13 protein-coding genes and 1 pseudogene are annotated in these 12,974 nt (G+C 56.2%); 12 read left to right on the top strand and 2 right to left on the bottom strand.

Going from position 1 to position 12,974, the window contains the following annotated elements:
• The first annotated feature begins 67 nt into the window (after positions 1 to 67).
• The 7 genes from EF096_RS11855 to murB all read left to right on the top strand — a co-directional run bounded on the left by EF096_RS11855 (position 68) and on the right by murB (position 4,790).
• Positions 68 to 751, top strand: coding sequence for a MotA/TolQ/ExbB proton channel family protein (locus EF096_RS11855; protein WP_123889844.1), 684 nt, complete (start codon positions 68 to 70; stop codon positions 749 to 751).
• A 2-nt stretch (positions 752 to 753) separates the two neighbouring features.
• Positions 754 to 1,188 carry an ExbD/TolR family protein gene (locus EF096_RS11850; RefSeq protein ID WP_123889843.1) on the top strand — a complete coding sequence of 145 codons (435 nt, stop codon included), beginning with the start codon at positions 754 to 756 and terminating at the stop codon, positions 1,186 to 1,188.
• 124 nt (positions 1,189 to 1,312) lie between these two features.
• Complete coding sequence (gene lpxK, locus EF096_RS11845) at positions 1,313 to 2,344, top strand: tetraacyldisaccharide 4'-kinase (RefSeq protein ID WP_123889842.1); 1,032 nt, start codon at positions 1,313 to 1,315, stop codon at positions 2,342 to 2,344.
• A 3-nt stretch (positions 2,345 to 2,347) separates the two neighbouring features.
• Entirely contained in the window at positions 2,348 to 2,533 is a 186-nt protein-coding gene (locus EF096_RS11840) for a Trm112 family protein (protein ID WP_123889841.1), read from the top strand.
• A gap of 3 nt (positions 2,534 to 2,536) precedes the next feature.
• Entirely contained in the window at positions 2,537 to 3,295 is a 759-nt protein-coding gene (gene kdsB / locus EF096_RS11835) for a 3-deoxy-manno-octulosonate cytidylyltransferase (RefSeq protein ID WP_123889840.1), read from the top strand.
• An 8-nt stretch (positions 3,296 to 3,303) separates the two neighbouring features.
• A complete protein-coding gene (locus EF096_RS11830; protein ID WP_123889839.1) occupies positions 3,304 to 3,768 on the top strand; it encodes a low molecular weight protein-tyrosine-phosphatase in 465 nt (154 codons plus the stop codon).
• The gene (murB, locus tag EF096_RS11825) at positions 3,765 to 4,790 is read left to right on the top strand and encodes a UDP-N-acetylmuramate dehydrogenase (RefSeq protein WP_123889838.1); all 1,026 of its coding nucleotides are present in this window, start codon (positions 3,765 to 3,767) and stop codon (positions 4,788 to 4,790) included. The genes EF096_RS11830 and murB overlap by 4 nt, the downstream gene beginning before the upstream one ends.
• Before the next feature lie 197 nt (positions 4,791 to 4,987).
• On the opposite strand, the pseudogene rne reads toward murB, so the two are convergent.
• A pseudogene (gene rne, locus EF096_RS11820) lies at positions 4,988 to 8,167 on the bottom strand (ribonuclease E); the annotation flags it as partial.
• A gap of 709 nt (positions 8,168 to 8,876) precedes the next feature.
• On the opposite strand from rne, the gene rluC reads away from it, so the two are divergent.
• From rluC to sppA, 3 genes are read left to right on the top strand one after another with little or no spacing between them, the layout of a single operon-like run.
• On the top strand, positions 8,877 to 9,839 hold the full coding sequence (rluC, locus tag EF096_RS11815; protein WP_123889836.1) for a 23S rRNA pseudouridine(955/2504/2580) synthase RluC: 963 nt from the start codon (positions 8,877 to 8,879) through the stop codon (positions 9,837 to 9,839).
• Positions 9,832 to 10,524, top strand: coding sequence for an HAD-IA family hydrolase (locus EF096_RS11810; protein ID WP_123889835.1), 693 nt, complete (start codon positions 9,832 to 9,834; stop codon positions 10,522 to 10,524). The genes rluC and EF096_RS11810 overlap by 8 nt, the downstream gene beginning before the upstream one ends.
• A 29-nt stretch (positions 10,525 to 10,553) precedes the next feature.
• Positions 10,554 to 11,522 (top strand): signal peptide peptidase SppA, encoded by a 969-nt coding sequence (gene sppA / locus EF096_RS11805; RefSeq protein ID WP_123889902.1) that lies wholly within the window; start codon positions 10,554 to 10,556, stop codon positions 11,520 to 11,522.
• A 13-nt stretch (positions 11,523 to 11,535) separates the two neighbouring features.
• On the opposite strand, the gene EF096_RS11800 is transcribed toward sppA, so the two are convergent.
• Positions 11,536 to 12,114 (bottom strand): Maf family protein, encoded by a 579-nt coding sequence (locus EF096_RS11800; protein ID WP_123889834.1) that lies wholly within the window; start codon positions 12,112 to 12,114, stop codon positions 11,536 to 11,538.
• A 133-nt stretch (positions 12,115 to 12,247) separates the two neighbouring features.
• On the opposite strand from EF096_RS11800, the gene EF096_RS11795 reads away from it, so the two are divergent.
• Together EF096_RS11795 and rpmF are read left to right on the top strand one after the other, a co-directional pair.
• Positions 12,248 to 12,769, top strand: a complete 522-nt coding sequence (locus tag EF096_RS11795) for a YceD family protein (RefSeq protein WP_123889833.1) — start codon at positions 12,248 to 12,250, stop codon at positions 12,767 to 12,769.
• Positions 12,770 to 12,788: 19 nt separating this feature from the next.
• Entirely contained in the window at positions 12,789 to 12,971 is a 183-nt protein-coding gene (rpmF, locus tag EF096_RS11790; RefSeq protein ID WP_065335934.1) for a 50S ribosomal protein L32, read from the top strand.
• The last annotated feature ends 3 nt before the right edge of the window (positions 12,972 to 12,974 follow it).

Below are 12,974 nucleotides of genomic sequence, written 5' to 3'. Positions count from 1 at the left end.
TGGAACAGGGCGTTTCAGCGGATTGTCTGTGCTAGAGTAAACAACCATTTTAGGGGAGGGATCGCTTGTGTGGGAATTGATCAGTTCCGGTGGCTGGCTGATGCTGCCGATCATTCTGTCTTCGGTAATTGCTGTGGCTATTGTTATTGAGCGTCTGTGGGCACTGCGCAGTAGTCGTGTTGCTCCGGTAAATCTGCTCGGGCAGGTGTGGCGCTGGGTCAAGGATGGTCAGTTGGATGCGGTCAAGTTGAAAACCCTGAGAGCTGACTCACCCTTGGGCGAAATACTTGCTGCCGGTCTGGCTAACTCACGGCATGGGCGTGAAATCATGAAGGAGTGTATCCAGGAAGCGGCCGGCAAGGTCGTGCACGAACTGGAACGCTATCTTAATACCCTAGGCACCATTGCTGCGATTACGCCGCTCCTTGGGCTTTTGGGTACGGTGATCGGCATGATCGACGTGTTCAGTGCGATCATGGTGCAAGGCACCGGCAATACCGGCGTACTAGCCGGCGGTATTTCCAAGGCACTGATCACCACTGCCGCGGGTTTGACTGTCGCTATCCCCGCTGTATTTTTCCATCGCTTTTTTGTGCGCCGGGTGGATGAGCTGGTTATCGCCATGGAGCAGGAAGCGACCAAGCTGGTAGAGGTGGTGCAGGGTAATCGCGATGTTGAGTTCAACGGTGGCAAGGATAGCGCTTCTGCCAAGCCGAAGCCCAAGCCTGCCGCGGCTGGCAAGGGGGCCTGATCGTGAACTTTCGCCGCCAGAGAACGGAAGAGGTCAGTGTTAACCTGACGCCGTTGATTGACGTGGTCTTTCTGCTGCTTATTTTCTTCATGGTGTCGACTACCTTCACCCGTGAAACGCAGCTGAAGCTGGATCTGCCGCAGGCGGCATCCGGCGAGCGAGTAGAAAATCGCAATATTCAGCAGCTCGAACTCACTATCTCTGCCACCGGAGAAATGGCGCTGAATGAGAAGGCGTTGCTTAATTCCAACCTGAGCAACCTGAAGGCGGCCCTGCAGAAGGAGTCAGGTGGTGACAATATGTTGCCCGTGGTGATTACTGCTGATGCACAAACACCTCACCAGTACGTTATTACCGCAATGGATGCAGCAGGTCAGCTTGGTTTCAGCCGCTTGCGTCTGACCACCAGCGAAATCGGAGCGGGCGAGCAGCAGTGAATGGCTTCTTCTTCGCAGCTGCAGCTACTGCTTCATGGTGCATTGCGCTGTTAGCCGAGTGCGGACCGGTTGAGATGCGATCCACCTTGCTGCTCTCGCGGTTTCAGTCATTGGCGCAGCGGTAATGAGCTGGCAGCAAAGTCTGGAACAGGGCCTTTTGCGCGCCTGGTACGGCAAGCAATCTTGGTTGGTTTTGCTGCGTCCGCTCTCCGCGCTCTACACCTACTTGGTCCGTCGTCGTCGAGAGCGCTATCTTTACGGCGAGCGCAGTCAGTGGTCACCTCCGGTGCCGCTGATCGTAGTGGGCAATATTACCCTGGGTGGTACTGGCAAGACGCCAATGGTGCTCTGGATTGTCAGCTTTTTACTCAGCCGTGGGTATCGAGTGGGTGTGGTAAGTCGCGGCTATGGCGGACAACCACCGCACTATCCTTGGCAAGTCGACCCGGCAGGTGAGGCTGCTCACTCTGGCGACGAGCCACTCTTGATTGCCCAGCGTGTTCACGTTCCCGTGTTTATCGATCCTGACCGGTCTGCTGCGGCCCGCGCTTTACTCGCACACGAGCCTGTAGATGTGATCATCAGCGATGATGGCCTGCAGCATTATGCGCTGGGGCGAAGCGTTGAGCTGGTTATGTTGGACGCAGAGCGCGGACTCGGGAATGGCCGTTGCCTGCCGGAGGGCCCCTTACGCGAGCCTCCAGAGCGCCTGGATAGCGTGGACCTGATTGTGAGTAACGGCGCGCCCGCAGATCAGGGCGGCCGGTACGCGATGCATCTGCGACCCACTACCCTGGTTAACCTGCTCAGTGGTGACGCTGTACCGCTGAAGTTATGGCAGGGTGATCGAGAGGTAGTTGCCTTGGCGGGTATTGGTAACCCGCAACGTTTTTTTCGTACGCTGGATAACTGTGGGTTTGCTTATGAGACTCGCGTCTTTGCTGACCACGCCAGCTATTCAGTTGAGTTGCTGGGCGATCTACCGCCCGGTAAAACGGTCATAATGACCGAGAAGGATGCAGTTAAATGCCGCAACCTGGCGCAAGGCAACTGGTGGTATCTGAGTGTCGATGCCGATATGAGCGACGCTTTCGCAGACGCCTTGATCGCCTTGTTGCCCCCTGTGTCTCTTTCGCCCACGTCACCTCAGGAGTAATTCATGGATCCCAAACTATTAGATGTACTAGCTTGCCCTATTTGCAAAGGCCCGCTGGTGCTTAATGCTGAAAAAACGGAGCTATGGTGCCGCGCCGATGGTTTGGCTTATCCGATCCGTGAGGGGATTCCAGTGATGCTGGAGACAGAAGCGCGCGCGCTTGATGCCGACGAAAAACTGGATCGCTGATACATGTTCCACGTCATTATTCCTGCCCGATACGCTTCGACCCGGTTGCCTGGTAAGCCGCTGCAGCTGATCGCCGGTAAACCTATGGTGCAACATGTATGGGAGCAGGCGCGTAAAAGTGCTGCCGTCTCGGTTACCGTTGCTACCGACGATCCGCGGATTGTTGAGGCTTGCAAAGCCTTTGGCGCAGAGGTCGTGCTCACGCGCGAAGATCATCCCTCGGGCACAGATCGCTTGCAGGAGGTAGTCAGCCTGCTGGGATTGCCGTCGGACGCCTGTGTCGTCAATGTGCAGGGAGATGAGCCGATGATCCCCCCAGCGGTGATTGATCAGGTTGCCGCTAACCTGATTGCCTCAGCCGAGGCGGGTATTGCGACGCTGTGCGAGCCGATCGAAGACAGCGAGTCGTTATTCAATCCAAATGCGGTGAAGGTTGTCTGCGATCAACGCGGATTTGCACTGTACTTCAGTCGTGCCCCAATGCCCTGGTGCCGTGATGCCTTTGCTGACGGGCCCGCGTCGCTTCCCGCTGATATTCCCTTTCGTCGCCATATCGGTATTTATGCCTACAAGGTCGGCTTTCTGCATGATTACGTGACCTGGCCTGCCAGTCCGCTGGAAAAGGCGGAGTCGTTGGAGCAGCTTCGTGCACTTTGGTTCGGTACTCGAATTCATGTTGCCGATGCCTGTGAGCCATTGCCGGCCGGGGTGGATACCCAGGCTGATCTGGAGCGGGTTAGGGCCTTGTTGGGGCAATCATGAAAAGCCAGATGACTCGAGTTCTCTTTGTTTGTCTGGGCAATATCTGTCGCTCGCCCAGCGCGCAAGCCGTATTTGAAGCTCGCCTGAAAGAGCGTGGGTTACAGCAGCAGTTTGTAGTGGATTCTGCGGGTACGGGTGGCTACCACGAAGGCGAGCCGCCAGACAGGCGGGCTAGCGCTGCTGCGCGAAAGCGTGGCTATGATCTCTCCAGTCAGCGCGCGCGGGCCGTACGTGATAGCGATTTCAACGAATTTGATCTCGTGCTGGCGATGGATAACAGCAATCTGCAGAATTTGCTGGCTAGGGCTCCTGTGACGGCACATGACAAAATACGTTTGTTCATGAGTTATGCCCCGGAGTTGGCGCAGGAAGTACCTGATCCCTATTTTGGTGGTGATGATGGTTTTGAGCAGGTGCTGGATATGCTGGAAGCCGCAGCCGACGCACTGTTGGATCAGCAGGTACGCCGTTGATTGCGCTTGAGTCCAATGTTGACTTGCGTGCCTACAATACGCTGGCTGTGAGCGAACGCGCAGAGCGCTTGCTCGTAGTCGAAGATGATCGCCAGTTGCAGGAGGCTTTGGCGCTGGCAGGCGAACACGACTGGCCGGTTACCTTACTGGGTGGCGGCAGCAACCTGGTGTTGGCGGGCCCGGTCGCAGGCTTAGTGCTACTCATGCGCAGCCGTGGACGGCGTGTGCTGTCGCGTTCTTCGCAGGCGGTGGTGATAGAGGCTGCTGCTGGCGAAAACTGGCATGACTTTGTATCCTGGTCGCTCGATTTGGGGTTAAGCGGTTTGGAAAATCTCTCCTTGATCCCTGGCACTGTGGGTGCGGCGCCGGTGCAAAATATTGGCGCTTATGGGGTTGAGGTAAAAGATGTCTTTCACAGTCTCGATGCACTTGATCGCCAGACTGGAGAGGTTAAATACTTTTCGCTCGAAGACAGTGAGTTCTCCTATCGTGACAGTCATTTTAAGCGCTCTCCCGGGCGTTACATCATCTTGCGAGTACGCTTCCGTCTATTTTCCCGGCCGCAGATAAATATCGCCTACGCGCCCCTGGCGGCCGCCTGGCAGGCAACCGGGTTACGCTTTCCCGATCCGCGGGTAGTGAGTGAGTTGGTTTGTACGATTCGGCGCAGCAAGTTGCCGGACCCCAAGGTACTGCCTAATGCGGGTAGTTTTTTCAAGAACCCGTTGGTCCCGCAGGCGGCCGCTGATGCGCTGCTGTTGCGTTTTCCGGGCATGCCGCACTTTCCGCAAGCTGACGGGCTATGCAAGCTAGCGGCTGGCTGGTTGATAGAGCAGGCGGGGTGGAAGGGTTTTCGGCAGGGTGATGTCGGCGTGCATGCGGCGCAGGCACTGGTTTTGGTCAACTATGGTATGGCGAGAGGGGCCGACATTCTGGCGCTTGCGGCCGATGTGGCTGGCGATGTTCAGCAACGGTTTGGCGTTAGCCTGGAGCAAGAGCCGCCGTTACTGGGCCAACCGTAGGTTTAGTCTTTAGCTTCGAGTGTCAAATTAACCCACCATTTGGATAAAAAAAGGGATGCCGAAGCATCCCTTTTTTATTGCTGCCGGATTTACGACTTGTGGCTGTCGTCTTCCTGCTCGGCTTTCACTGCGCTTTCAGCTTCGACTTCACTGGCACTTTCAGTTTCAGTTTCAGTCTTGGTTTCAGGCTGTGAGGATTCAAGCATGTCGGCCTGCTTCAGCTGCGGTTTTGCTGCGGCTTCAGCTTTCTCGGTCTCTGCTGCGGGCGTTGGCTCGGCCTCAGTGGATTGCGCGCTTGGTTCTGGCGCTGCCGCTGGGGTGGCTACCTCTTCGCTCTTGGCTTCAACAGCGGGTGCTTCCGGTTTGGCTTCGGCCTGCTCTGCAGGTGCTGGCTCGCTCGGCGCTTGTGGTTGCTGAGCGGCTTCTTCAGCTAGACGCTTGGCTTCCAGTTGACGGCGACGAATCTCACGTGGATCGTTATAAGCGCGTCCGCTTTCGGTCAGAGCAGGAATGTTGTCTTGCACCTTGGGAGTGCTTTCAACGGCAACCGGTTCTGCTTCGACTGGTTTGGCGACGGGCGCGGGCTCTTCTACAGCGACGGCCTGTGGCTCGGCTTCGATCGCAACAGCGACGGTCTCTTCCACTTCCACCTTTGGTTCTGCCTTGGCTTCTACCGGTGGCTCGCTGACGGGTTCGTCTTGCTGCGTTGCAGACTCGACGTTTTCGGCTTGAGCTTCGGTGTTAGCCGGCTTTTTCCGTTCCTGGCGCTGACGGCGTGGACGAGGACTTGGAGCTGGCTCGCTGGCTTCGGCGTTGCTGTCATCAGAGGTGTCATCGCTGGCTTTCTCGGTCGGCTGTGCCTGGCTAAAGGCTTCGACCGCGGTTTCCATAGAGGCTTCTACCTTGCTTGCAGCTTCGCTCAAGCCTGCTTCTACTGGCGTTTTGACGTCAGTAATCGCATCGCTTTCAGTGTCGGCTTCAATCGCAGGCGCGGTGGGTGCAGCCGCTGCTTCAGTGACGACTGCAGTCGCGGTGCTGCTAACCGATGCGGCCACGGCGGTCTTTTCTGCGTCTTGAGTATCAGTATTAGAAGCGTCTGCGTTAGCAGCGTTTTCGCTGGCGTCGTCAGCAGTGGCGTCCTGCTGTGGGCGGCGGCGGTTGTTGCGACGACGCTGACTGCTGCGTGAACGACGCTTTGGACGCTCGGAATCATTACCCTCGCTACCTTGCTCCTGATTTTCGTTCTCTGTTGCAGTAGCGTTCAGGCTAGTCTCTTCGGCCTGCTGCTGATCGTCCTGGTGTTGTGCTGGACGACGTTCGCGGGTCTGCTGGCGTGCCTGGTTTTCGTCATCACGTGGCGCACGCTGTTCAGCGTCGGCTGGGCGACGGCGGCGACGTGAACCGCTAGAAGCTTGTGCTGGGCGGCTCTCGGCGGGCTTTTCAGCGGGCTTTTCGACTGGCGCTTCTGTTACTGGCTCATTTCGTGGCGCCTGCTTACGCTCGCCTTCGGCACGCTCAGGACGGTTGCCACGCTCATTGCGGTCGCCACGCTGACGGCGATTGCGGCTGTTGCGGCGCTCATCGCTATTGCGCTTGCTGTTGTCGCGGCTAGGGCGTTTGGGCGTCTCTTCCTGTTCGGTTTCTTTAACTGGTGCGCTGTTGCTCTCTTCGTTAGCGAACAGGCCAACCAGTGATTTGATCAAACCTTTGAACAGGTTGGGTTGTGCAGCCTGTACCGCTTCCACTGGCGCTGGTGTTGCCGCAGGAGTAGGTGCCGGACGGGTGGGGGAGAGGGCTTTGACAGCTGCTTCCTGACGAACGATGGCACGTGTCTGGCTAACAGGCGTCGGCTCCTCAACTTCCACTTCACTGCTCATGGTGAAGCTGCTTTCCTGGTTCAGCACTGACTCGTGGTCGTCGCGCAGGCGCTGAACTTCAAAGTGCGGCGTATCCATGTGCGGAGTGGGCAGAATCAGGATGCGTATCTTGGTGCGTGCTTCAGTCTTGGCCAGGGCTTCGCGCTTTTCATTCAGCAGGAAGGTGGCGACAGCGACAGGTACATGCGCTCGTACTTCGGCGGTACGTTCTTTCAGTGCCTCTTCTTCGATCAGGCGTAGCACGGAGAGGGATAGTGACTCAACGTCACGGATGGTGCCGCGACCATTACAGCGCGGGCAGACAATACCGCTGGTTTCGCCTAGTGAGGGGCGTAGGCGCTGACGAGACATTTCCAGCAGACCGAAGCGGGAAATACGACCGACCTGTACGCGGGCGCGATCAGCTTCAAGACTTTCGCGTACGCGCTCTTCGACAGCGCGCTGGTTTTTCGCAGGGCTCATGTCGATGAAGTCGATAACGATCAGGCCGCCGATGTCGCGCAGACGCAACTGACGGGCAACTTCTTCTGCAGCTTCAAGGTTGGTCTGCAGTGCAGTTTCTTCAATATCGCCGCCCTTGGTTGCACGGGCAGAGTTGATGTCGACGGAAACCAGTGCTTCAGTGTGGTCAATAACAATTGAACCGCCGGACGGCAGTTTAACTTCACGCTCAAATGCAGTCTCAATCTGGCTCTCGATCTGAAAGCGATTGAACAGCGGTACGGTATCTTCGTAGAGTTTGACCTTGCTCGCGTACTGCGGCATCACCTGGCTGATGAAGTTGAGTGCCTCTTCCTTCACGCTTTCGCTGTCGATCAGTACTTCGCCGATATCCTGGCGCAGGTAATCACGAATGGCGCGGATGATGACGTTGCTTTCTTGATAGATCAGGAAGGGGGCGCTGCGCTCTGAGGAGGCGCCTTTAACGGCTTCCCAGAGTTGCAGCAGATAGTCCAGATCCCACTGCAATTCTTCTGCGCTGCGGCCCAGGCCAGCGGTACGTACGATCATGCCCATGTCGGCCGGTACGTTCAGGCTATTGAGGGCTTCACGCAGTTCATTGCGTTCTTCGCCTTCAATGCGACGTGAGATACCGCCAGCACGAGGGTTGTTTGGCATCAATACCAGATAGCGACCAGCCAGACTGATAAAGGTAGTCAGTGCTGCACCTTTATTGCCACGCTCTTCTTTATCGACCTGGACAATAACTTCCTGGCCTTCTTTGAGAACGTCCTTGATGTTGACGCGACCTTCAACCTGCTTGGAGAAGTATTCGCGGGAGATCTCTTTGAGGGGGAGGAAGCCGTGGCGATCTGAGCCGAAGTCGACGAAAGCGGCTTCCAGGCTAGGTTCAACGCGGGTGATGCGGCCTTTGTAAATATTGGCTTTTTTCTGCTCTCGTGCACCCGATTCGATGTCGAGGTCATACAGGCGCTGGCCGTCTACCAGGGCGACACGCAACTCTTCGGGTTGAGTTGCGTTAATTAGCATTCTTTTCATGAAGTACCGTTGTGATTCCAGGGCTATACGGATATCACGTTGTGCGGCACCCACGATCCATGCGTTCGGTGTCAGGTGTGTTTCTGGCCTGGGTAACATCTACCCGGGTGCAGAGTTCACATCGCATTGCTGCTGGTTGGCAACGTCAACGACAGTTCAATCTGTTACTTCTACACAGAGAAACTGCTTTGGGGCAGGCTTGCGACAACAAGGGATTGGCTACGGCGGCAGGCTTTTTTATGCTGCCGGATGGCGACCGTGGGCTGTCAACGCAGGTTATGCGGATCAGCGCAATGGCCGGCTTCGCGTACTGACCGGATGTTGCTACAAGGCGCCCTTAGGGAGGAATCAGCTGGACTGGTAACGGGGACACATTGAATGGCAAGTGTCAGCGCTCGTTACATTATCCTGATGCTGTGCATCTCCACCTAAACACTTACCCATTTGAATCGGGTGCCGCTCAGCGTGTTGTCCGCGAGCGGGTTAATTTTCTGCATGCCTAAATTAGCAGGCAGTGTTGCAATCATAAGTCGCGCCGATCATTCGTTTTCGTTGGTTGGCGGAGACCGTATGGCTTTGTTTCTGGGGCTCGGCAGCTTTGATATGGGCTGGACTCCCCGGCTGCAAACGCGGCAGCTCGCTGGACTATAGCAGCATTTTTTAAGTGCTTCAATTGAATGAAAAAATGTATCATGCGGGGATGAAAAACATGCCTTCCGAACTTCCTGTCCAGGTCCAGTTTGATCAGATTAGCGCTGACCAAGCCGGGCAGCGTATTGATAACTATCTGATCACGCGCCTCAAGGGTGCGCCCAAAACCCTGATCTACCGTATTTTGCGTAAGGGTGAGGTGCGCGTTAACAAGGGCCGGATCAAGCCTGACTACCGCTTGCAGGCGGGCGACACCCTGCGTATCCCTCCGGTGCGTTTGCCTGCACCAAACGAGCCAGTGTTGGTTGGCCAGGGCATTCTTAATGCGCTGGAGGCGAGCGTTTTGTTTGAGGATAAGGGTTTGATTATTGTAAACAAGCCCGCTGGTTTGGCTGTGCATGGCGGGAGTGGTCTTAATTTCGGTGTGATCGAGGCTATGCGGCAGTTGCGCCCTGATTGTCCGCAAATCGAGTTAGTGCATCGGTTGGATCGTGATACCTCGGGCTGCTTGATGATCGCCAAAAAGCGCAGTGTGTTGCGCCACTTGCACGCAGAATTGCGCGGTGAGGGAAAGGGTAAGGGTGTGATCAAGCGTTACGAGGCCTTGGTGCGTGGGCGCTGGCCTGCTTCAACCAGGAAGGTGCATGCGCCATTGCAGAAGAGCAATCTGCGTTCGGGTGAGCGCATGGTTGAGGTCAATGTCGAGGGCAAGGAGAGCCTGACAGAGTTTCGTGTACTGGAGCGCTTTGGTGACTATGCGACGCTGGTGGAGGCTCAGCCTATCACCGGGCGTACCCACCAGATTCGGGTCCATGCCAAGCATGCCGGGCATCCTATTGCCGGCGACCCCAAGTACGGCGACGATGACTTTTCCCGTGAATTGCGTGATCTCGGCGGCAAACGATTGTTTTTGCATGCGCGGTCGCTGCAGGTAGTGATGGCTGATGGGCAAGAGCTAAGCGTGGAGGCGCTACCTGGCAAGATGTGGGATGACGCGTTGGGGCGTTTGCGTAATGCCTGATATCGATACCCTTATTTTTGACTGGGATGGCACGCTCTCCGACTCCGTTGGGCATATTGTTGCGGCAATGCGCGCAGCGGCAAGAGAGGTGGCGTTGCCGGTGCCTGACGTTGCTGCGGTTCGCAATATTATTGGTCTGGGGTTGCCTGAGGCTGCAGCGGCCTTGTACCCGCAAGAGCCTGATGTGCGGCGCCTGCATGCCTTGGTTGATAGTTATCGTACGCAGTATCGGAGTCTGGACGCGCTGCCGGTAGAGTTGTTTCCTGGTGTTTTGGCTGCACTTGATCGCTGGCGCGCTGATGGCTATCGCCTCGCTGTGGCGACGGGTAAGGGACGTAGCGGCTTGGATCGCATGCTAAAGCAGCATGATTTACTCGGCTACTTCGATGCTACCCGTTGTGCTGATGAAACGGCGAGCAAGCCTCATCCTTTGATGTTGCAGCAGATTTTGCAGGAGCTTGGCGGTTCTGCTGCAACGGCCATTATGGTGGGTGATAGCTCTTTTGATCTTGATATGGCGACGAACGCAGGTATGCGCGCTGTGGCGGTAACTTATGGTGCGCAGTCGCGTGAGCAATTGCAGTGCTGCGCTCCTGCGCACTGTATAGATGAATTTACCGAGCTGGCTAGCTGGTTGGGTGAGCCTGGCCGCGACGGCCGAACAATCGCGATGGGGAAAGCTTGATGAGCAATGACCAATGGACCGAGGGTGATATGGTTTCCAAAGAAACGCGGGCGCAGGCAGCCGAAGACAAAAAAGCCTGGCAGTTGCTGGACAAAACGCTGCAAGCCTCATTGCAGGAGCAGCGTCGTTCGCGCCGCTGGGGGATCTTCTTCAAAGTGCTCACATTCACCTATCTGTTCGGCGCTATCATGCTGTTTTCGCCGTTGGCCAAGATGGAGTCATCCAGCGTGGGTGGTCCGCATACTGCCGTTGTGGAATTACGCGGTGTGATTGCTGATCAGGAGGAGGCCAGTGCCGACAATCTGATTAGTGCGCTGCGTGACGCGTTTGAAGACGCCAATACCAAGGGTGTTGTGTTGCGCATTAACAGTCCGGGCGGTAGTCCGGTGCAGTCGGGCTATGTCTACGACGAAATCAAGCGCCTGCGTGCGCTGCATCCGGATATCAAGCTCTACGCGGTGATTACCGATTTGGGCGCTTCGGGTGCCTATTATATTGCCGCGGCGGCAGATGAGATTTATGCCGACAAGGCCAGTCTGGTTGGCTCTATTGGTGTGACCGCAGCCAGCTTCGGCTTTGTGGGTACTATGGAGAAGCTGGGTGTCGAGCGACGCACCTACACGTCAGGTGAGCACAAGGCGTTCCTTGATCCCTTTCAGCCGGAAAAGCCGGAGGAGCGTCAATTCTGGCAGACGGTACTGGATACTACTCACCAGCAGTTCATTGATCAGGTTAAAGCAGGGCGCGGCGATCGCTTGAAAGAGACGCCGGATATGTTCAGTGGCTTGGTCTGGTCTGGCGAGCAGGCGCTCGATCTGGGCTTGATTGACGGCCTTTCCAGTACCTCCGCAGTGGCGCGCGATGTGATTGGGGTTGAGGAGTTGGTTGATTTTACTCACCAGGAATCGCCCTTTACCCGGTTTACGCGTCAACTGGGTGCCAGTATGGGTGCAGCGTTTGCAACCGAGCTGGGTTTCTCTGGTCCCGCTCTACGCTAGTGGTCAGGTTGGCTCAGGGTAGGTGAATGCCTTCCTGGGCTAGCATCTGGCAAAGACGAATTAATGGTAGTCCGATAAGGCTGTTAGGGTCATCGCCTTGCATGCGCTCGATCAGGCTGATGCCATACCCTTCTGACTTGAAGCTGCCAGCGCAATCGTATGGTTTCTCGGTTTGCAGGTAGCGCTCAATCTGTTCGTCGGTTAGTTCGCGAAAGGTGACTGAGTAGGGCTCTACAGTTAGCTGGTGTTGGTCGTTCGCGCTATTGAGTAGGCAAAGTGCGGTCGAGAATGTCAGGGTTTTGCCGCTGCTGCGCTGGAGTTGTTGCTGCGCTTCGGCATGGTTGCCGGGTTTGCTTACCGGTTTTCCGTCCAGCAAGACAACCTGGTCGGACCCGATTATCAGATGCTGCGGGAATCGCGTTTGCAGGGCTTTGGCTTTTGTTAGTGCCAGGCGTTGCGTTAGTTGCTCTGGTTGCTCGCCTGAAAGTGGGCTTTCATCTATCTCGGGTGATGCGCTCTGGAAGGCCAGATTAAGCCGCTCCAGCAGCGCTTTGCGGTAGATTGAGCTAGAGGCCAGGATCAAAGGCAGCATGGGTTATTCTCCGGTTTTGCGTTCGGCGCATCTTACCTATGGTCGGATATGGCTGGCGAGTCCGACGAACTGTTATGCTTTGCCTGTAAATAGTTTTGACAGATGCTGCTCTGGTCCCTAGAATTGCGCGCTTATGTCTGGAACCATACCCTCATACGTCGAGCCAGCACGGCTTGCTGATCGCCAAATCACCCTTGAAGGCGTGGTGAAAGCGGACAGCATGCAGCGTTTGGCGGCATTGCTGGCTGCTCCCGCAGACGATGTGCAGGTTAAACTGCAGTTCGCACGCGATGAGCAGGGGATCGGCACCATGCATGGTCACTACCAGACCAATGCACCGTTGATCTGTCAGCGTTGTCTCGAGCAGGTTGTAATACCGCTCGATAGTGAGTGTGATGTAGGTTTTGTCGAAACGGATGAGGCTGCCAAACAGCTGCCCCGTCTTTATGAACCGGTTATTGTGGGTGAAGAACCGCTCGATCTGATTTCTTTGATCGAAGACGAACTGCTTCTGGCTTTGCCTGCAGTTCCGATGCACCCGCAGGACACATGTCAGCATCCGCCAGGGTATCGCCCTGAGACGGCGGAGCCGGAGGAAAAGTCTGAGAAGCCTAATCCTTTCAGCGTGCTGGCCAAGTTAAAACGCGATACCTGAGCTTAGGAGCTTATTAGTCATGGCTGTTCAGCAGAACAAAAAGTCCCGTTCCGCACGCGGCATGCGTCGTTCACACGATGCGTTGTCCTCCGCTGCCTTGTCTGTAGACAAGACCACTGGCGAAACCCATCTTCGTCACCACGTTTCTCCTGACGGTTTCTACCGTGGTCGTCAGGTTGTAAACAAGGACAACGACGAATAAGTT

Source organism: Pseudomonas neustonica, assembly GCF_003797945.1.
Lineage (GTDB): Bacteria > Pseudomonadota > Gammaproteobacteria > Pseudomonadales > Pseudomonadaceae > Halopseudomonas > Halopseudomonas neustonica.
Note: the sequence above shows the minus strand (reverse complement) of the source record. Positions and strands in the feature narration are given on the sequence as shown.